Raw genomic sequence first — 19,260 nt, forward strand, 5'->3', positions numbered from 1 at the left:
TCTATTTTAATCAACAACCCCAGCCCGAAAAACTCGCCCAATTACATTTTCAATCGGAGGGTCACTCACGGTTAAATCTAGTATATTGAATTCCGCTAATATTTTAGCGACCGTTGTAGTTAAGGTATCCCGCTTGACTAATAAGCGCACAACTTGACCCTCCATAGATTCAATTTCTGCATAGGTTAATAATTTCTGACGACAACTTTCTAATACTTCAGGAGAAGAATGTTCTAATTCAATTTTAACTTCTCTATAGGGAGAAAATTGTTCTAATAACCCCTCTAAACTACCATCATAAATTAACTGTCCTTGATGAATTAAAATCACCCGTTTACACAATGCTGTAATATCAGCCATATAGTGACTGGTTAACAAAATTGTAGCTTGATAACGACGATTATATTCAGCTAAAAATTCCCGAACACTGACTTGAGCATTAACATCTAATCCCAAGGTAGGTTCATCTAAAAATAAGACTTGAGGACGATGTAATAAAGCCGCCATTAATTCCACCTTCATGCGTTCCCCTAAAGACAGTTTTCGCACGGGTTGTTTTAACTTTCCTTCTAGGGATAACATCTCGCTTAATTCCCCTACCCGTTGACGATATTCACTATCAGAAATTCCATAAACGGCGGCATTAATTCTCAAAGAATCTAAGGCGGGTAAATCCCAGATTAACTGTTGTTTTTGACCCATAACCAGGGTGATTTTTTGTAAAAACTTAGATTGACGTTTAAAAGGATTATGATGGGCAACTTCCACAAATCCGCTAGAGGGATAAATTAACCCCGTTAACATTTTTAAAGTTGTGGTTTTTCCGGCTCCATTGGCTCCTAAAAATCCCACTACTTCCCCCGATTCAATTTTAAAAGAAACTTCTTTAACAGCTTGTATATTCTGATAGGTTCGTTGGAAAAAATGGCGAATGGTTCCTTTAAATCCGGGTTCTTTGATGGCGACGGGATAAACTTTACCTAGTTGTTCAGCAATAATAATTGACATAATGGGGAACAGGGAATAGGGAATAGAAATTAGTTTTCCAGTTTTTTGATTATAGCAATCCTAAATCTGACATTTACTAACTCCAAACTATCTTTTATTATATCCTTTCTGTTCCCTGTTCCCTGTTCCCTATTCCCTATTCCCTACTATAAATTCTAGGGTGCATCAACGTTCATTTAACGCACCCTAGAAACAATGATCACTATCAATTAATTAAATACATTTTCCGAACTTGAGGATGCGGTATCAGTTCCGCCTTTAACTCTAGCTTTGGCTTTAGTTGCGCTGCGTTTTAGAGCTTGTAAACGAGCTTCATAACGGGATTTTTGGCGTTTTTTAGGGGTTTGATCCACTAAGGTTTTTAAGGCGCTTCCTAGGCTTTTGTAGGCGTTGGGTAGGGTATAACCGAAACGGGTGGCCAGAGAAATCGCTTTTTCATCGGCGTCTAAGGATTCCTGTAATGTGCGTTCTCCGTTATTTTTTTGATAGAGACGATAACCGGAAACGCCACATAATGCCAGGGCTAATAATAGCAGGAGTCCGTCCTGTACCCAGAGTTCTCCGACCGCTCCCCCTAAACCAATGGCAAGGGCGGCCATTTCCCAACCATCTCTGGGAATTGTATCATTTTGAATGCGGGCGACTTCATGCCAAAATAGGAGGTTGCGCTGATCCATTGCCAACTGTTCCCAACGAACCAAGTCAATTTGAATTTCGACTTGATCCTTGCCAATTTCTTCGCAACGGACGAGGGGCGGGTTGACTTCGACGGTTTTTTCCACCGTCACCCAACTCTGCAACTCAGGAGGAAGTAAGCCTTTTAATCGCCGGAGTTCGCTCATTTCGGCTCTGGCAGTGGAGGTTGCATAGGATGTCATAGTTCCGGCTCAATGAAGTTTCTAACCAAAAACAGGGTTTCTTCATATTTTAATGTATTCTAATCCGTTTGCAACAACCGTAAACCTAAAATCAGCAAACTTGATAGTGTTGAGAATCAAATTCCTAAAAATTCTCGGACATTTTGTAAGTAAGTATCGGGATCTTCTAACATGGGAAAATGAGCCGTATCTTTGAGAATTGCTAACTGAACATTAGGGTTTAAAGTGGCGGCTTGTCTTCCCATTTCTGCGGGAATAATTTGGTCGTATTCTCCAGCGACTAATAGGGTGGGAACGGTTAATTTTTTAAATTCTGCGGGGAGCCATTCCGTTGCTGCTTTTGAAACGGAGGTTAATACGGTTCCATAGGCGGCATCAAAATCCGCTAAGAGAAAATCTTCTAAAAAGGCTTGACTCAAATTGCGAGGAATTGGACGATACAGAAACCGAGCCATAAACATTTTATCCATCCCGGGAATTAAGGTTAACCATTTAGGGCGAAACATGACAACATAACGACTAAATTTGTGAAAGGTATTGAAGGTTTTTTCGTCATATTCAAAGATGCCACTACAGGTTAAAATCGCTCGTTCGACTCGTTGGGGGTATTTATTTAAAAATAACATAGCAATGGAACCCCCCATGGAGTGAGCATTGATATAAACTTTGTCTAAATTTAACTGGTCTAATAAAGTGACTAAATCTTCAGCATATTCAATTAATTCATAACGTTCTGATGGTGATTTATCCGTGACCTCTGGGGAGGAATTTGACCGTCCAAACCCGCGTAAATCATAAATTAAACAATCAAATTCCTGGGATAATGCCTGGGCGGTGCTTTCCCAATAGCGTCCCGAACCTCCCCAACCATGAATAAAAACCATTACAGGTTTGCTTCCGGGTGTGGAGTTGGCTGTTGTCACCCACTCACAATAATGATCGACTCCATTAACAGAAATTACGGTTTTATTTGGATTTGTGGCTACAGTCATTTTTCTAAATATTGAATGAGTTTCTCTAGTTTAAACTATTAAATACATTTTGAATAAATGTTCTTGCGGTGGTGGGAGTTGCGGTTTTTAATCCCGTTGAGGTTTGATGTATCCACCATCCTTTTGTGGTTTGGGGCGATCGCCATAATTCTAAATGTTCAACGGCAGGATCGGCATAAAAACTTTCTATTCCTCCTCCTAATAATGCCGAACTCCAATGGGTAAAATAATCATGACTGATGCGATAAATCGGGAAATTACCGATTAAAGGAACCCCCCAACCATCAATGGCAATCAATCCTTGAATTTCCCCCCTCAATTGTTGCCAAGCTAAAGCAGCCCCAATTGCTCCGACAACTCCGGCACTAAAAGCTATAATCATTATAGCAGATTTGGGATTATTTTTATCAATAAAATTCAAAATGTCAAGACTAGAATAGGCAGAATAATCTTGAGTGGGAAAAATCAATAATTCTCCCAATTGTTGTTGATTTTTCCAATTTTCTAAAACTCCATCTAAAAAAGATTCCGTTAATTCCGGTGGATGAATTCCAGGACAAATTAATAGCATTTGTTGATGGGTAAGTACGAATTACGAATGGGGAATGGGGAATGGGGAATGGGTGCTATGATACTACTTCACTGTTTTACCCCATCCCCCTGTAGGGGATGTTAAACTATCAAAGAGAGTCATTCTAAAGGATATACCCCGTCGGATAACGTCGGGGACGGTTCCCTAGCAGGACTCGATAGTAGCACTTAAACGTGAGGACAAAAACTTGGTTGCCACTCCTGAGAAACTGGAAAAAATTACTTCAACGCCTACCCATACAGACGGTGAAAATCGAGTTGCGGTTTTGCTCATGGGTTATGGTGAAGTCGAAAGTTATGAAGACTTTGCCAATTATAACGAACAGGCTTTGAACCTTTTAACGGCTAAATTTGCCCCGGTTCCCACTTGGATTTATCCGCCTTTGGCTAAACTTTTAGCGATGTTTGATCTCCATGAATGGGGTCATCAACATGGGAATTTTATTTCTCCCCATAATGCAATTTTTGAAAAACAACGGGCGGGAATTGAGGAACATTTAAAGGAAAAATGGGGCGATCGGATTAAAGTCTTTAAAGCCTTTAACTTCTGTGCTCCCTTTCTGCCTGAACAGGTTTTAACTCAAATTCAAGCCGAAGGATTTGATAAACTGTTAATTTATCCTCTGTTAGTGGTTGATTCTATTTTCACCAGTGGAATTGCCGTAGAACAGGTGAATATAGCCCTGGAAAAATTAGCAAATGAAGGTGAACATTGGATAAAAGGTCAACGGTATATCCCTTCTTTTTATAATGAACCTGCCTATATTCAACTGCTAAGACAGTTAGTAGAAGACAAAATTCAACACGATCTCATTGAATCCTGTCTCCCCTCTCAAATTGGGATTGTTTTAATGAATCATGGTTGTCCTCACAAAGCCAAAGGATTTACCTCTGGAATTGATGAAAGTCAAGCCCTATATGAACAGGTTCGGGAAAATTTAATTAACCGTTATCCGTTAATTTCTGTGGGTTGGTTAAATCATGATACTCCTTTAATTGAATGGACACAACCTAACGCTCAATTGGCGGCGAATAATTTAATTGAATTAGGGGCAAAAGCGATTGTATTTATGCCAATTGGATTTGCCACCGAAAACCATGAAACCCTGTTAGATGTTGAGCATATTATTGAGGGTTTACGTCGAAAATATGGTGATGTTAAATATGTACAAATGGAGTGTGTTAACGACCATCCAGAGTTTTTAAAAATGTCCGCAGATTGGGCAAACCCCCAAATTGAAGCATTATTAAATGAAATGGCTTTGGCGGTCAATCCTTCCTTGGTGAGTGTTCATAGCCATGATGATCACCACCACAGTCATGATCATGATCATGGTCACGATCATCACCACCACCATTAAAACAGGTAGGGGCGAGGTCTCCTCGCCCTCCAAATCCCCAGTTAAAATTGTCGTGACCAGTCAGATAACCACCTTTCAACCACAACTTTTGTTTGGGTAAAAAACTCAACCGCCTGCTGTCCTTGGCCGTGTAAATCGCCAAAAAAACTATTTTTCCAACCACTAAAAGGAAAGAATGCCATCGGTGCGGCAACACCAATATTAATCCCAATATTTCCCGCCTGAACTTGATACCGAAACTGTCGCGCCGCCGCCCCACTGCGAGTAAATAAACAGGCCATATTGCCGTATTCACTTTGATTAATAAATGCGATCGCTTCTTCCATTGTATTTAGATGAATTAAACTTAATACCGGGCCAAAAATTTCGGTGCGGGCAATTTCTCCCTGGGGGTTAATATCTTGTAAAATAGTCGGGCGGATAAAATAACCCTGTTCATAGCCGGAAATTTTAGGATTTCTGCCATCAATTAAAATTTTGCCTCCTTCCTGTTTTCCCTGTTGAATTAATCCTTCAATTCGAGTTTTACTTTCAGCAGAAATAACCGTTCCCATTTGGACATTTTTATTTAATCCATAACCAACAATTCGAGTTTCCGCAGCCGAGGCGATCGCATCGGTAAAACTCTGTTTAGCTTGACCAATAGTAATCGCAATTGATGTGGCTAAACACCGTTGTCCGGCACAACCAAAGGCACTATCAGCAATAATTTTTGTGGTCATTTCTAAATCAGCATCGGGTAAAATAATCGCCGGATTTTTTGCCCCGCCCTGACATTGTGCCCGTTTGCCATTAGCAGCAGCCCGACTATAAACATATTTAGCAACGGCCGTGGAACCGACAAAACTAATCGCTTTAATCTGGGGATTTTCTAAAATAGCATCAACGGTTTCTTTGCCTCCATTGATTAAATTAATCACTCCTGGGGGTAGTCCTAATTGATCAATTAAAGCAAAAACCTTTTGCATGGTTAAAGGTACTTTTTCCGAGGGTTTAATAATACAAGTATTGCCACAGGCGATCGCATAAGGAAAAAACCAAAACGGAATCATCCCCGGAAAATTAAACGGGGAAATAATCGCCACAACTCCTAAAGGTTGACGAATCATCATTTCATCAATTCCCCTAGCAATATCTTCGGAATTGTAACCTTGAATTAAGCTAGGAACACCACAAGCTACTTCCACATTTTCAATCGCTCGTTGTAATTCTCCTAGGGATTCAGCCAGGGTTTTTCCACATTCTAAGGTAATTGTTTCCGCTAAATCCTGTTGATTTTGTTCAAGTAATTCTCTGAGTTTAAACAGATAACGAATACGCTCTGTAACTGGGGTTTGTCGCCATGAATTAAAGGATTTTTGGGCGATTTCTGCCACCTGATCCAGTTCCGTTGCAGGAGAAAGAGGGACTTTTGCTAATACTTCTAAGGTCGCCGGGTTAATGATCTCTAAGGTTTCTGTTGCCTGGGATAAATCCCATTTTCCATTAATATAGTTAGGTAAAATTTTAACTGTTTTCATTTTTGCTATTCCCTAAAATTTTTACTTTTGACTGATATTTTTCTAGTAAAAGCTGTTATAATAGTTAATTAACTATAGTAAGCTTTACTATCTTATCCTGCTAATTATTTAGTTCCAAATAGGCGATCGCCCGCATCCCCTAACCCCGGAATAATATACCCATGTTTATCCAAATGATCATCAATGGCAGCCGTATATAGAGGAACATCAGGGTGATAGGAATGAAAATTTTTAATCCCTTCGGGAGAGGCAATTAAACACAGAAATTTGACCGAAAAAGGGTTGGTTTGTTTCAATCTTTGAATAGCAGCAATGGCTGTATTTCCCGTAGCAATCATCGGATCAACTACTAAAACTTCCCGTTCTTCTATATCATCAGGAAGTTTGAAATAATATTCAATAGGGATAAAGGTTCTAGGGTCTCGATATAAACCAATATGTCCGACTCTTGCCGAAGGAATTAATTCTAAAATTCCATCTAAAATTCCCTGACCTGCCCGCATAATGGAAACAATCACCATTTTTTTCTCCGATGCTAAAATCGGTGCTTCCATGGCAGCAAGGGGGGTTTGAATTAACTCTTTTCTTAGGGGTAAATCCCTGGTAATTTCATAGGCTAATAACATACTAATTTCCCGCAATAATTGCCGAAATTTAGCGGTACTGGTTTGTTCTCGTCGCATCAAGGTGAGTTTATGTTGAACCAAAGGATGCTCAATAATCGTAACGTTAGGATACATAGGTTAAGGGGGAATAAAATCTTAATAAAAATTAGCTGGCTGTCAATGATTTAAAACAATAATCAACAGCTTGGTTGATACTAGAAAGATGGCGACGGGTGTTTAATTGTCTCATAATTTGATGATTAATCAGTTTTAAAGATTCAGTTTGAGCTAGGGCTAAATTGCGAGGCATAAAATCCATCACACATAGGCTTCCAATGGCAAAACCTTGATTATTAATTAAGGGAAAACCACCATAAAAACGGATTTTAGGTTCGGATATAACCAGGGGATTATTAATAAATCTTTCATCTTTTAAGGTATTCGGAGCGGGTATCATAGAGAGGATTGAGTTAAAGTTCACTGTTACTATTGTATATTAATTTGAGTTTTCAAGATCAATTATCAAGTTTTATGATGTCAAAAAAAATTAAGTTTTTCAAGTCATCTGCGATAATTTTAAAAGGAAGTACGCCAAACTAAAACCAATATTGAACGGTTTTCCCATCCCGTATTTAATTATGTGGGTTCGGTGATGCCGTTTCAATTAGAACCGGGACGGTATTTGTTATCAATTGTTAATAATACTCAGGGTCATACTGATGACTGGTTATGGATGACTACTGAACCCAAAACCCAATTACAGGATGCCGATCTAAAAATCTTTAGGGGTTAATGGGGAAGAATGCTATAGTGATTGAGTCTAAAAGTTAGGTTGTATCTTCCGTAACCCAACTAATCACCACAATTTGATATTATAGTTGAAGTGCCAATCTTAGTAATTTTGCAGTATTATGACTCTGAGCAAAACGGAATCCAGACAACTTTTAGAACGTATGATTTTTGATGATGAACTCCCTAGAGACTGGGTACAAGATGTTTGGGATATGAGTCCCATTTTAGGAGAAAATGCCGCTAAACTGCTAGATGCTTTTGATATGTTAATTGACTGTTGTTCTGAAGAAAAATTAGAAAATCTAGTTGAAAGTTTATATGATGAAATAGAAAATCAATAAATTAATTAATCAGTGGCTTGAGGTACGGTCTGATAGTTCAATTTGGGTTAATATTCATCGCAAACAACTGAATTAATTATGGTTATCAGGAATATTTTCTGGATTTTATATCAACAATGATTTAACGCATTGCTAACACAGAAAAATTAATTGATAAAGATTTAACATTTTCATCAATTAAAGTAGGATAACTTTCTTTGATTTTTTCAAAACTAATCATTTTTAAAATACCACAATCAATAAAAGCCAATTTTTTGTTTTTGATCGTTGTTTAACAGCAACATAAACTTTAAATTTTGGCTGGCAATGGTGAACTTTTGTCGTGAGTTTCATTACACTCAACCCCAGCAACGGAACTCACCCTTAACTGGCAATAGTCAACAGTCAACCGTCAACTCTTGCGGCAGATTGTCCATTTAACGCTATAATCTCTGGATTATTTCTTTTTTCTTTATAATCACAGACAGGCTCGACCGCGCCTAGTGAGGAGACACCGATGAACATACTTGGAATTTCAGCCTACTACCATGACAGCGCCGCGGCGCTCGTCTGTGATGGTAAGATTGTGGCCGCAGCCCAGGAAGAACGGTTTACGCGCAAAAAGCACGACCCAGGATTTCCCGCCAACGCCATCCGCTATTGTCTTCAGGAAGCGAATATCACCTTTTTTGAAATTGATCAGGTGGTTTTCTACGATAAACCCCTGGTGAAATTTGAACGACTCCTAGAAACCTACATCAGCTATGTGCCCCGAGGATTTCGTTCTTTTGTTAAGGCCATGCCCGTTTGGTTAAAAGAAAAACTTTACCTAAAAACCGTATTAAAAAAAGAATTAGCTACCCTGGCTGGGGCTAAAAAAGCCAAACTTCCCCCGTTATTATTTACCGAACATCATCAATCCCACGCGGCTTCTGCCTTCTTTCCCAGTCCCTTTCAAAAAGCGGCGGTAATGTGTTTAGATGGTGTGGGAGAATGGGCGACAACCTCGGTTTGGCTAGGAGATGGCAATAGTTTAACCCCGGTTTGGGAAATAGATTTTCCCCATTCTTTGGGTTTACTTTATTCGGCTTTTACCTATTATACCGGGTTTAAAGTTAACTCTGGGGAATATAAATTAATGGGATTAGCTCCTTACGGAGAACCCATTTATGTTGATAAAATCCTCACCCATTTAATTGATTTAAAAGATGACGGTACATTCCGATTAAATCTGGAATATTTTAATTATGCCGTCGGTCTGACCATGACCAATAGCAAGTTTGATCAACTCTTTGGTGGCCCGCCTCGTAAGGGGGAAAGTCAAATTAGTCAACGGGAAATGGACATTGCCGCCTCGATTCAAGTTGTCACCGAAGAAGTGGTTTTACGTCTAACCCGCAGTGTCCAGAAGGAGTTAAACGTCGATTATCTATGTTTAGCCGGAGGTGTGGCCCTCAACTGCGTGGCTAACGGTCGGATTTTGCGGGAAGGGCCCTTTAAAGATATTTGGATTCAACCGGCGGCTGGAGATGCGGGGGGTGCGTTGGGGGCAGCCTTAGCGGTTTGGTATCAATATCATCAACAACCTCGCAACGTAGAAACCGATCTTGCCTTTGATATTTCGGCGGAAAAACTATTAGAAACCAGTGCCGGATCAAAACCTTCCGTTGTGGCGTTAAAAACCCATCAAAAACGATTGGATTATATGCAAGGTTCCTATTTGGGGCCGAAATTTAGTGATGCTGAAATTCAGGAGTATTTAGACACTGTTGGAGCGAAATATTTACGGTTAGATGATACCGAATTAATGCCTCAGTTAGCCGAAATTTTAGAACAAGGAAACGTGATCGGATGGTTCCAAGGACGGATGGAATTTGGGCCGAGGGCGTTAGGGGGACGTTCAATTATTGGTGATCCACGCAATCAGAAAATGCAGTCGGTAATGAACCTAAAAATCAAATATAGAGAATCTTTCCGACCCTTTGCCCCATCGGTGAGGGCTGAACGAGTATCTGATTATTTTGAATTAGATCGCCCCAGTCCCTATATGTTAATTGTGGCTCCGGTTCAAGAAAGTTTAAGAATTCCTATGACTCCAGAACAGGAACAACTATTTGGGATTGAAAAACTCAATGTTCCCCGTTCAGAACTTCCCTCTATTACCCATGTTGATTATTCCGCCCGGGTACAAACCATTCACAAAGAAAGTAATCCCCGTTATTATGATTTAATTCATCATTTTGAAAAACAAACGGGCTGTCCTGTAATCGTGAATACCTCTTTTAACGTGCGGGGAGAACCGATTGTTGGGAGTCCCGAAGATGCCTACCGTTGTTTTATGCGAACGGAAATGGATTATCTGGTTTTGGAGAATTTCTTATTAGCTAAAACTGAACAAACGCCCTGGGAAAAAGATGATGCTTGGCAAAAAGAATTTGAATTAGATTAACGTTACTCTGGTTTGTAGGTTATGCCTAGAAATGCTTAGGGGTGGCTCTGTAACCATGAATATAGAAGGCGTGAAGCCTTACTACGAATGATTTTAGAGCCCTTCAGGGCTCACTACGGTTGAATTTAATTAAGAAGATTATGACTGATCACGATATTCCTCAACTTGACGCTAAAGGATTACGCGAATTTGGACTAACAACCGGAGCCATTATTATTGGCTTATTTGGTCTGGTTTTACCCTTGTTATTCGGACATTGGCCCCCCCGCACTTGGCCCTGGGTGTTGGGAACCGTTATGATCATTTGGGCTCTAATCTCCCCCAAAACCTTAAATCCCGTGTATCACTACTGGATGAAATTCGGGTTATTCATGGGGGCAATTAACAGCAAGATTATTCTGGGTGTCGTCTTTTACGTTATGATGGCTCCGATGGGATTTATTAAACGCCTATTCGGTTCTGATGCGATGCGGCGCGAATTAAATCCCAATCTCTCAACCTATCGGGTTGCGAGTCAAGTTAGAACCAAAGAAAGTATGGAGCGTCCCTTCTAGTGTTTGAAGCAACATTAGATTTTTTGAAAGATATTTGGGCGTTCATGAGAGAACGCAAAAAGTATTGGTTATTGCCTCTAATTATTACACTCGTTTTATTAGGGGCTTTGATTGTTCTGAGTCATGGTTCGGCGATCGCACCGTTTATTTATACCTTATTCTAAACGATGGGGCAGTTGAAAATATGGGCAGTAAATCTAGGGCTGGCTTTAAGTAGTTTAGTCCTGGGTTTTGCTGTCGGGGAAATCGGTTTAAGGGTAGCCAATATTCAGGGATTAAAAAAACTTCCTGAACCCGGTCATGCGGTTTTTTCTCCCTCCTTTTTTACCCAATCAGATCCCGATCTCGGTTGGTCGAATCGACCTGGGGCAAAGGGATGGTGGCAGTATGAAGGTGAATCTTATATTGAAATTAATAGTGATGGATTGAGGGATAAGGAATATGCGATCGCCAAACCTAAAAACACCTTTAGAATTGCGGTTTTAGGGGATTCTTTTACCTTAGCTTCCCAGGTTGCAGGGGAGAGTAACTACACTTCAGTATTAGAAAAAACCTTGGGTAAATGTCAGCAATTTGAAGGTAAAAACATTGAAGTTCTCAATTTTGGTGTTGATGGCTATGGAACCGCCCAACAATTAATCACCTTGCGGGAAAAAGTAGGAAAATATAATCCTGATTTAGTCATTGTTTCCTTTTTTGTTGGCAATGATGTGATTGATAATTCCCGACAATTAGAAAATAACTATTATCGGCCGTTTTTTGTGTATAAAAATGGTCAATTAGAACCGGATTTTTCTTTCCGTGATTTGCCCTTGGGCTATAGTAATCGCTATTTGATTACAACCGTTGATCATTTTCCCGATTGGTTAGTCAATAACTCTCGGATTTTACAGGTGGCAAAAAAAGCCGAATTAGAATATCGCAAAAATAATTTGGTTAAACACTCTAATCAATTAAGTGTTAGTACCTTTGGGGAACCTAAAGACTCTAATTGGAAAGAAGCATGGCAAATTACAGAAGATTTACTCACCTCAATGCAGCAAGAAGTCAAAAATAAAGAAGCTAATTTTTTATTAGTCATTATTGCTGATCCGATGCAAGTTCATCAAGATGAAGCCACCAGAAAATTTTTTCAAGTCTCTAATAAAATTGATAATTTATATTATCCCAATCAACGGTTAAAAGATATCGGGAAACGCCATAATTTCCCTGTATTAGACTTAGCCCCAGTCTTTCAGTCCTATGCAACCAAAAATCAAACCTGTTTACATGGGTTTAAAAAAAATGGTACGCTTTGTGGGGGACATTGGAATCCAGACGGACATCGTTTAGCCGCAGAATTAATTGCTAATCAATTGTGTGAAAATAAAAAATAATTATGAAGATTTGGAAGTCGTTAATTTTAAATACAAGCTTAGTTTTTGCGAGTTTAGTCTTAGCAATTGTTTTGGGGGAAGTGGGATTAAGAATCGCAGGAATTGAACATCAACCGCCCCTTCCGGCGGACTCCGAATCTCTCGCTTATACTGTCAAAGATCCCGAACGGGGTTGGTCACCTCGACCGAATGCTAAAACAGTTTGGGCGGGGGAAGGAGAGGTTTCGGAAGTGAAAATGAACAGTTTTGGAATGCGCGATCGCGAACGAACTTTAGAAAAACCAGCTAATAGTTATCGCATTGCTGTACTAGGGGATTCTTTTATGGAAGCTTTGCACGTTCCCCTAGAAAAAACGGCATTATCAATTATGGAAACTCAATTAAAAACCTGCCCGATTTTAAAGGGGAAAAATATTGAAGTCTTAAATTTTGGAGTTCAGGGTTATGGGACTGCCCAAGAATTAATGACTTGGCGACATCATGCCCAACAATTTTCTCCCGATTTAGTAATTTTGGGGTTCTATCCAGGGAATGATATTAGAAATAATTTTCGCCCCTTAGAACATGATCATTTACGTCCCTATTTTGTCGAAAAAAATGGTGAACTTGTGGAAGATGTATCCTTTAGAAAATTAAATCCTAATAGTATTGAACGAGATTATTATTTATTTTCTAAAATGGATCAATTACCTTATCCATTAATGACAAATTCTCGAATATTACAAGTAATGAGACAAGCAGAAATGGAATCTAAACGTCGTCAGTTGCAAAAAGACTATAAGGAAACGGAGATTGATTTTTATAAGGAACCCCCCGATCAAAATTGGCAACAAGCTTGGAAAATTACAGAACAGTTAATTACATTACTCAGGGATGAAGTTAAAGCCAAAGGAAAGGATTTTATGCTAATAATGGTGAGTGACTCCTTTCAAGTTATGCCCGACCCCAAAAAACGTCAAGAATTTATGGAAAAACATCAAATTCAAGATTTATTTTACCCAAACAAGCGAATTGAAGCACTAGGAAAACAAAAGGGATTTCCGGTTTTACAGTTAGCAAAACCATTACGAAAAGAAGCAGAAAGAGCCGGAATTTGTTTACATGGATTTAAGAATGCGGAAGTCTGTGGCGGACATTGGAACGTTGAGGGAAATCGCGTCGCCGGGGAATTAATGGCGAGTCAAGTTTGTCAACAACTGATGAGTCAAACCAAAAAAACTCAACCATGAAGTGTTACGCACTCTTAGAAAAGGGAACAGGGAACAGCCCCCCAAACCCCCCGTGCACGGGGGGCTAGGGGGGGAGGGAACAGGATTTAGAAGTGTCCTAACTATAATGCTTAGTGCTATATATGATATAGTGATTTTCTTGAGTTATTAACAATTCTGATTTTTTGGTTTTAACTTTATTGTATTACGATTATGAAAAATTTTAAATTCTTTCCTCAAGTTCAACAAGGTCTAAAAATAGGGTTAATTAACCTAGTTGTTTTATTTGTTCTTTTAGAAATTGGCTCGTTAATTTTTTATTATTCTAAGAATAAACAATTCTATTATACCCGGGAACGTACAGAGGATTTACAGAACCTAGGAGTTAATTTAGAAGGGGTGAGAGTCGGGGAATCTATAGTCGAAAGATTGCATCCTTATTTTGGTTATATACAGAAACCCGGCCCCGATTTTAGACCGGGATTTAAGTATAATAATTATGGGTTTATTTCCCCTTATGATTACCCCTACACCAAAACCAATAACAATCAAGTAATTGTTGGAATTTTAGGTGGTTCCGTTGCATCCAACTATTCAATTTATGAAGTCCAAAATAAAATTTTAGAGAAAAAACTCCAACAACTGCCTCAATTTAAAGACAAAGAATTAATTATTATCTCTTTAGCCATTGGCGGGTATAAACAACCCCAACAGCTAATTACTTTAAATTATCTACTCTCTTTGGGGCAAAAATTTGATCTGGTGATTAATATTGATGGCTTTAATGAAGTTGCCCTCGCTAATATTAATAATCAAAATGGATTAGAATTTGCCATGCCCAGTTCATCCCATGTTCAAGCCTTAACGGGTTTAGCTAATAATAGTTTATCGACTAAAGCCCTCAAAACCCTATTAAGAATTAAAGATAATAAACCTAAAATCAAAAATGCCTTAGAGACTTTAAAAGATTGTCCCTTAGCTGCTTGTAATGCGGTCATGTCCCTGTATGTTGAAGACTTAGTTAAGAACTATCGCCGAGATGTGGCACGATTTGAACGATATCGCCAGAAGCCTACGGAGGAGGGAAGTTCTGCGGAAAGTGTGATTTATTTTTATATGCAAGATCCCATTTTAACCGATGCTAAACTATTTCCAAAAATTGCTAATCATTGGGCTAAAAGTTCCATTTTAATCCATGAAGTTTTAAAAGAAAATAATATTCCCTATTTCCATATTTTACAACCTAATCAATATTATCCCACAAAGCGAGTGTTTAGTGAAGCGGAAAAAAAAGTTGCCTTTAGTCAAGATAGTCCCTATCAAGATGCTGTCAAAAAGGGATATCCTCTTTTATTAAAAGAGGTGAATGAACTCAAAGCTAATCAAATTAATTTTTTTGATGGAGTAGCTATTCTTGATGATACTAAAGAACCAGCTTATATTGATAACTGTTGCCACTATCAGAAAATAGGAGAAAATATTTTATCTAATTTTGTTGCTGACTCAGTTGTTAATGTTCTTAAAAATCAGCCCAGTCCCTAATAGGTTTGATTTAATATTTAAAGATCAAATTCAACTCTGTCTAATGCTGCTAATTCGCCGCGGCGTTGCTTCAATTCAAACTCTAACTGTTGAATTTCTTGCATTAATTGTTGACGTCTTTTTTCTCCGGAATCTTGTTGTCGAATAAAATAGGCATCAATTTCTGGCCATAATTGCACCCCCCAATCTTTACTAGCGGTTTTTAATTCGTTTAATACTTCTACACTTCCATCGGGTTCTAAGATAAATAAAGTATATAATCTTTCAGTAACATTCTGTTTTTGTTTCTTCTTTTCACAAAATAAGTATAATCCCGGTTGTTGTGTTGATAATTGATCACATTGATTCACAAAACCGCCCAAAATTGAGTAACCATCGGTGCGACTTTTATCTAAACCATCGACTGATTTACACCAATTTCCGGTTTTGATTAAAAACCGACTTTGCCAAAATCCAGGCGCATTAAAAAACGCTTCTCTGAGATTAATTAAAATTGCTTGACTCATATAGGAATAGGGAATAGCCCCCCCCAAACCCCCCGTGCACGGGGGGCTAGGGGGGGAGGGAACAGGGAACAGGGAATAGGGAATAGGGGGATTTAGGGGAATCTAATTAAAATTGTGAATGGTTTGTTGATAAAAATTTTCTAATGCTGGGACAGAACTTTTATCCTCATAGAGTATCCATTGATTTTGTTTAATTTTTTCTCTAATTGCTAATCTCCATTCTAAATCTAATCCTAACTTTATTGCTATTTTAATATACTCTTCTCGATTTTGGGCAATAGTTTCTGTAATTCCTAATCGGTTTAATATTCCCGCCGACTGACGACTTCTCATCCATTCTCCCTCACAAGTAACCAGGGGAAGACAACAGGATAAACTATCTAAAGTCGTTAAAAACCCAGTAAATTGCAGGCTATCTAAGCCAATATCAGCTAAATTATTAAGTTGTAAATAATCTAGTTTATCTAAACGTGGTAAAATTATACAATATTCTTGAATATCTAAATGATGTTCTGCAAAAGATCGTTTTAGCCGTTGTTTAAACTTTTCGGTAATTGCAGCATTCCAATGGGCTATAAACACAAATTGAGCGGTTTTTACTTGTTTTGCGATCGCCACTAATATTAAATCAAAATCTGGCAAATACTTAAATAAAGATTGACAGGATAAATATAAAATAGTATCCGCTTTTAATCCAAAATCTAACCGAGTTTTTTGAGATTCTAATAACGGAGGTTGAGCATAATTAATTCCTAAATTCGGCAAACAAAATAACCTTTCTGAATAATGGTTTTCAGCCCTAGGAGGTTCTAATAATTCCGCAGAAATAAAATAATCAATCGTGGGTAAACCCGTAGTAATTGGATGTCCCCAGGCCGCACATTGAATTGGAGCAACTCGTAACCCGGCTATTTGGGTAAGTTGGGGACACATCCCAATATCTAAAAATACCAGAATATGAATTTGATCAGCTAAAATTTGCTCAACAATATTCTCTAAATTACCATAGATATGATAAAATTGATCACTATAAAGTTGAAATAAATTAGTAATAAAATCCGTATCTTTTCCGGTATAATAACAATATATTTCAAATTGATCGCGATCGCAATCTCTCAACCATCCTAAAAATACTAACCCGACCGTATGCCAGGTTAAATGAGAGGAAATATAACCAACTTTAATTTTTTGATTAGGACTTAATTGTGTTAATAATAAAGGTTTTGTCCATTCAGGATAATTAGCTTTCATAATTCGATGGACAAATCCACCATATTGTTTTTGTAGCTCTAAATCATCATATCCCTGATATTGTAAATAAAAATGAGTTCCCCTAGCAATAGCGGTTAACGCCTGTTGTTTAACTTCTAAATCCTCTAAATCTGTTTGTTCAATTAATTTAACTAATTCCTCTGTAAAATCTTGTCTAAACTTAAAAACTTCTGGAGAATTATCATATAAAATTGGTAACAAAGATTGTTTAGCAAATCTGACAGAAATATGATTTGTAAACCTATCAATAGATTGTTCAGCTATTTGCAATGCCGTTTGAATTTCTCCCAAACTTTGCCAAACTGAAATTAAAGCTAAATATAATTCTATCCCATCGGGAAACCGTTGTAAAGCCTGTTCATAAATAGCAACCGCCTCCCACCCTTGATCTAAATTTTGATAACAGTTTCCCAACCTTAAATAAATATCAACTGTAGCTAATTGAGTCTGTAAAATATTATGATAAAATTGAATAGCTGTTTCATACTGATCTTGAGATTCTGCGGCTAAAGCAAAATAAAAATCCGCCCTTTCAGAATTTTGATTAACCCTGAATGCCAATCCCATCTGATATAATAAATCAGCATGATTGGGATGAATATTTAAGGCTGTTTCATAAATAGTGATCGCATCTTCTACCCGATTTTGTCCTAAAAAAAGATTGCCTAATTTTAAATATCCTATAGCTGTATGGGGTTGTCGATCTATTCCTTGCTGATAATAGAATTGTGCTGTTTGAAATTCTCCCAATTCTGCCAACAAGTCACCCAATTTTAAACACCCATCTATGCCTTTCTTATCTAAATCAATCCCCAATTTATAGGCTGAAATTGCTTCAGTAATATTCCCCAGTTTTTCCCAAACCGAACCCAAACTATAATATTGACTCCCTTGGGTTCCATCTAAGATTAAGCAATGTTCTAAAATTTCCAATACTTGATCATATTTCTTCTCATAAAAATACGTCCTTGCTAAACCTTGCAACGCCTGAATATTATTCTGATCTAACTCTAAAATCCGTTGATATTTTGCCTGTGCGGGTTCAAAATATCCCGCCTGTTCCAAGGCTAATGCCTCGGCATATAACCGTTGAATATTAATAAGTAGTTGCACAAAATAAATTACCTAGTTGAGAGAGGGAACACCGGAACAGCCCCCCCAAACCCCCCGTGCACGGGGGGCTAGGGGGGGAGGGAACAGGGTAGAGGATGTGTAATTAATTTTGTTTAGGTACTTACTAGGTCGAGGATCATTCATATTCTGAAAACCATTCATAGGGTACGTCAGAAAAGTGTACGCACCCTGTCCTAATCTTGATGGCGACTGCTATACCAAAAAAGTTAAGAACCCATACCCCGGGGTTGATTCCCCATAGGCCCAGGAATCGTTCCAGGGCGATTTCCCAGGGGGCGATTTCCCATAGGTCGATTTCCGGGTTGATTTCCTTGAGGACTGACCCCAGGCTGATTTGATCGTTGAACCAACAATTGATTAGAGGTGAGTTGATCCAAAGTCATAGCGGCCGTTTGACGAATTTGGCGATCGCTATTTTGTAGCGCTTGAGTTACACCCGTAATCCCCGACGCCTGAATATTCCCCAAAGCAAAAGCCGCCCTAGCCCGCACCCCCATATCCGGGTGATTTCAACGCCTCTTTCAAAGCCGGAACCGCCACCGCACCCATGCGTTTAAGGGCGATCGCCGCCGCCAGTCGGACTTCCTCATCGGTATCCTTCAACGCCCCAATTAACGGCGGGATAGTATTTGGGGACTCGGAACCGATGACTCCCAAGCCCAAAGCCGCCCCCTGACGAACGGCGGTATCAGGATGGTTTAATCGGGGTGTCAACTCCTGAACCGCTTGCTGCAAGGCTTCTGGGGAGGCTGTGGTAATTTGTTTGAGTGCCACAGCCCCATCCATCCGCACCGCCGACACTGGATCTTTTAAGGTAGCCAACAACGCCGGAACCGCATCCACCGCATCTTGGGCCATCGCCCCCAACGCAAAAGCCGCCCCCCGACGGATGCTTTCCTGGTCATCAGTTAGGGCTTCGACTAAAATCGGAATTGCCGGAGAACCCAGGGTTTTTAAGGTTTTGATCGCTTCTAAACGGTTCTGTCGGTTAGTATCAGTTAATTTTTGTAACTGATCAATCACCGCCGTTGTAGTCATAGCTTGGGTTTGAGTTTTTCCCCCAAACAATAGCACCATTGATAAACATAATAATGCTAATTTTGCAGAATAAAACCCATTAAATTTGGTGTTGGTTTCCATAAAAGCTCCTGG

General features: G+C 38.9%; 21 protein-coding genes. 9 read left to right on the forward strand and 12 right to left on the reverse strand.

The features are described 5' to 3' along the window. Positions 1 to 6: 6 nt before the first annotated feature. The 4 genes from NMG88_RS10590 to NMG88_RS10605 form a co-directional block, all read right to left on the reverse strand. The gene (locus NMG88_RS10590) at positions 7 to 1,008 is read right to left on the reverse strand and encodes an ABC transporter ATP-binding protein (RefSeq protein ID WP_042155394.1); all 1,002 of its coding nucleotides are present in this window, start codon (positions 1,006 to 1,008) and stop codon (positions 7 to 9) included. A gap of 209 nt (positions 1,009 to 1,217) precedes the next feature. Continuing rightward, complete coding sequence (locus NMG88_RS10595; protein ID WP_227365186.1) at positions 1,218 to 1,886, reverse strand: DUF3318 domain-containing protein; 669 nt, start codon at positions 1,884 to 1,886, stop codon at positions 1,218 to 1,220. A 116-nt stretch (positions 1,887 to 2,002) separates the two neighbouring features. Further along, positions 2,003 to 2,878 (reverse strand): alpha/beta fold hydrolase, encoded by an 876-nt coding sequence (locus NMG88_RS10600; protein WP_027249761.1) that lies wholly within the window; start codon positions 2,876 to 2,878, stop codon positions 2,003 to 2,005. Between the two features lie 25 nt (positions 2,879 to 2,903). Then, complete coding sequence (locus NMG88_RS10605) at positions 2,904 to 3,449, reverse strand: hypothetical protein (protein WP_227350963.1); 546 nt, start codon at positions 3,447 to 3,449, stop codon at positions 2,904 to 2,906. Positions 3,450 to 3,657: 208 nt separating this feature from the next. Here NMG88_RS10605 and NMG88_RS10610 point away from each other — a divergent pair, with 208 nt between their 5' ends. After that, positions 3,658 to 4,830 (forward strand): ferrochelatase, encoded by a 1,173-nt coding sequence (locus NMG88_RS10610; RefSeq protein WP_042155387.1) that lies wholly within the window; start codon positions 3,658 to 3,660, stop codon positions 4,828 to 4,830. 41 nt (positions 4,831 to 4,871) lie between these two features. On the opposite strand, the gene NMG88_RS10615 is transcribed toward NMG88_RS10610, so the two are convergent. The 3 genes from NMG88_RS10615 to NMG88_RS10625 all read right to left on the reverse strand — a co-directional run bounded on the left by NMG88_RS10615 (position 4,872) and on the right by NMG88_RS10625 (position 7,412). Further along, on the reverse strand, positions 4,872 to 6,350 hold the full coding sequence (locus tag NMG88_RS10615) for a CoA-acylating methylmalonate-semialdehyde dehydrogenase (protein ID WP_042155384.1): 1,479 nt from the start codon (positions 6,348 to 6,350) through the stop codon (positions 4,872 to 4,874). 104 nt (positions 6,351 to 6,454) lie between these two features. Then, the gene (upp, locus tag NMG88_RS10620) at positions 6,455 to 7,090 is read right to left on the reverse strand and encodes a uracil phosphoribosyltransferase (RefSeq protein WP_042155382.1); all 636 of its coding nucleotides are present in this window, start codon (positions 7,088 to 7,090) and stop codon (positions 6,455 to 6,457) included. Positions 7,091 to 7,121: 31 nt separating this feature from the next. Further along, positions 7,122 to 7,412, reverse strand: a complete 291-nt coding sequence (locus tag NMG88_RS10625) for a GAF domain-containing protein (RefSeq protein ID WP_227365190.1) — start codon at positions 7,410 to 7,412, stop codon at positions 7,122 to 7,124. Positions 7,413 to 7,607: 195 nt separating this feature from the next. On the opposite strand from NMG88_RS10625, the gene NMG88_RS10630 reads away from it, so the two are divergent. Next, complete coding sequence (locus NMG88_RS10630) at positions 7,608 to 7,748, forward strand: hypothetical protein (protein ID WP_158442904.1); 141 nt, start codon at positions 7,608 to 7,610, stop codon at positions 7,746 to 7,748. A gap of 118 nt (positions 7,749 to 7,866) precedes the next feature. Beyond that, positions 7,867 to 8,088, forward strand: coding sequence for a hypothetical protein (locus NMG88_RS10635; RefSeq protein WP_026796927.1), 222 nt, complete (start codon positions 7,867 to 7,869; stop codon positions 8,086 to 8,088). 121 nt (positions 8,089 to 8,209) lie between these two features. Here NMG88_RS10635 and NMG88_RS22485 read toward each other — a convergent pair whose 3' ends face one another. Beyond that, complete coding sequence (locus tag NMG88_RS22485) at positions 8,210 to 8,338, reverse strand: hypothetical protein (protein WP_264477063.1); 129 nt, start codon at positions 8,336 to 8,338, stop codon at positions 8,210 to 8,212. 246 nt (positions 8,339 to 8,584) lie between these two features. Here NMG88_RS22485 and NMG88_RS10640 point away from each other — a divergent pair, with 246 nt between their 5' ends. The 6 genes from NMG88_RS10640 to NMG88_RS10665 all read left to right on the forward strand — a co-directional run bounded on the left by NMG88_RS10640 (position 8,585) and on the right by NMG88_RS10665 (position 15,196). After that, positions 8,585 to 10,516: a carbamoyltransferase family protein gene (locus NMG88_RS10640; protein ID WP_042155379.1), complete on the forward strand. Its 1,932-nt coding sequence runs from the start codon at positions 8,585 to 8,587 to the stop codon at positions 10,514 to 10,516. Between the two features lie 140 nt (positions 10,517 to 10,656). Then, entirely contained in the window at positions 10,657 to 11,070 is a 414-nt protein-coding gene (locus NMG88_RS10645; protein ID WP_026796925.1) for an SxtJ family membrane protein, read from the forward strand. Further along, complete coding sequence (locus NMG88_RS10650) at positions 11,070 to 11,234, forward strand: DUF5989 family protein (protein ID WP_087882252.1); 165 nt, start codon at positions 11,070 to 11,072, stop codon at positions 11,232 to 11,234. Before NMG88_RS10645 ends, NMG88_RS10650 begins: the two co-directional genes overlap by 1 nt. 3 nt (positions 11,235 to 11,237) lie before the next feature. Further along, complete coding sequence (locus NMG88_RS10655) at positions 11,238 to 12,446, forward strand: SGNH/GDSL hydrolase family protein (RefSeq protein ID WP_227350960.1); 1,209 nt, start codon at positions 11,238 to 11,240, stop codon at positions 12,444 to 12,446. A 2-nt stretch (positions 12,447 to 12,448) separates the two neighbouring features. Continuing rightward, the gene (locus NMG88_RS10660) at positions 12,449 to 13,675 is read left to right on the forward strand and encodes an SGNH/GDSL hydrolase family protein (protein WP_042155372.1); all 1,227 of its coding nucleotides are present in this window, start codon (positions 12,449 to 12,451) and stop codon (positions 13,673 to 13,675) included. 192 nt (positions 13,676 to 13,867) lie between these two features. Then, entirely contained in the window at positions 13,868 to 15,196 is a 1,329-nt protein-coding gene (locus tag NMG88_RS10665; protein WP_254035409.1) for a hypothetical protein, read from the forward strand. A 17-nt stretch (positions 15,197 to 15,213) separates the two neighbouring features. Here NMG88_RS10665 and NMG88_RS10670 read toward each other — a convergent pair whose 3' ends face one another. The 4 genes from NMG88_RS10670 to NMG88_RS10685 all read right to left on the reverse strand — a co-directional run bounded on the left by NMG88_RS10670 (position 15,214) and on the right by NMG88_RS10685 (position 19,248). Then, a complete protein-coding gene (locus tag NMG88_RS10670) occupies positions 15,214 to 15,702 on the reverse strand; it encodes a hypothetical protein (RefSeq protein ID WP_042157703.1) in 489 nt (162 codons plus the stop codon). A gap of 102 nt (positions 15,703 to 15,804) precedes the next feature. Further along, entirely contained in the window at positions 15,805 to 18,087 is a 2,283-nt protein-coding gene (locus NMG88_RS10675) for a tetratricopeptide repeat protein (protein ID WP_235765958.1), read from the reverse strand. A 227-nt stretch (positions 18,088 to 18,314) separates the two neighbouring features. Beyond that, a complete protein-coding gene (locus NMG88_RS10680) occupies positions 18,315 to 18,605 on the reverse strand; it encodes a HEAT repeat domain-containing protein (protein ID WP_254035410.1) in 291 nt (96 codons plus the stop codon). Next, positions 18,589 to 19,248 (reverse strand): HEAT repeat domain-containing protein, encoded by a 660-nt coding sequence (locus NMG88_RS10685; protein WP_254035411.1) that lies wholly within the window; start codon positions 19,246 to 19,248, stop codon positions 18,589 to 18,591. The genes NMG88_RS10680 and NMG88_RS10685 overlap by 17 nt, the downstream gene beginning before the upstream one ends. Positions 19,249 to 19,260 lie beyond the last annotated feature (12 nt).

This window comes from Planktothrix agardhii (assembly GCF_904830935.1).
GTDB lineage: Bacteria > Cyanobacteriota > Cyanobacteriia > Cyanobacteriales > Microcoleaceae > Planktothrix > Planktothrix agardhii.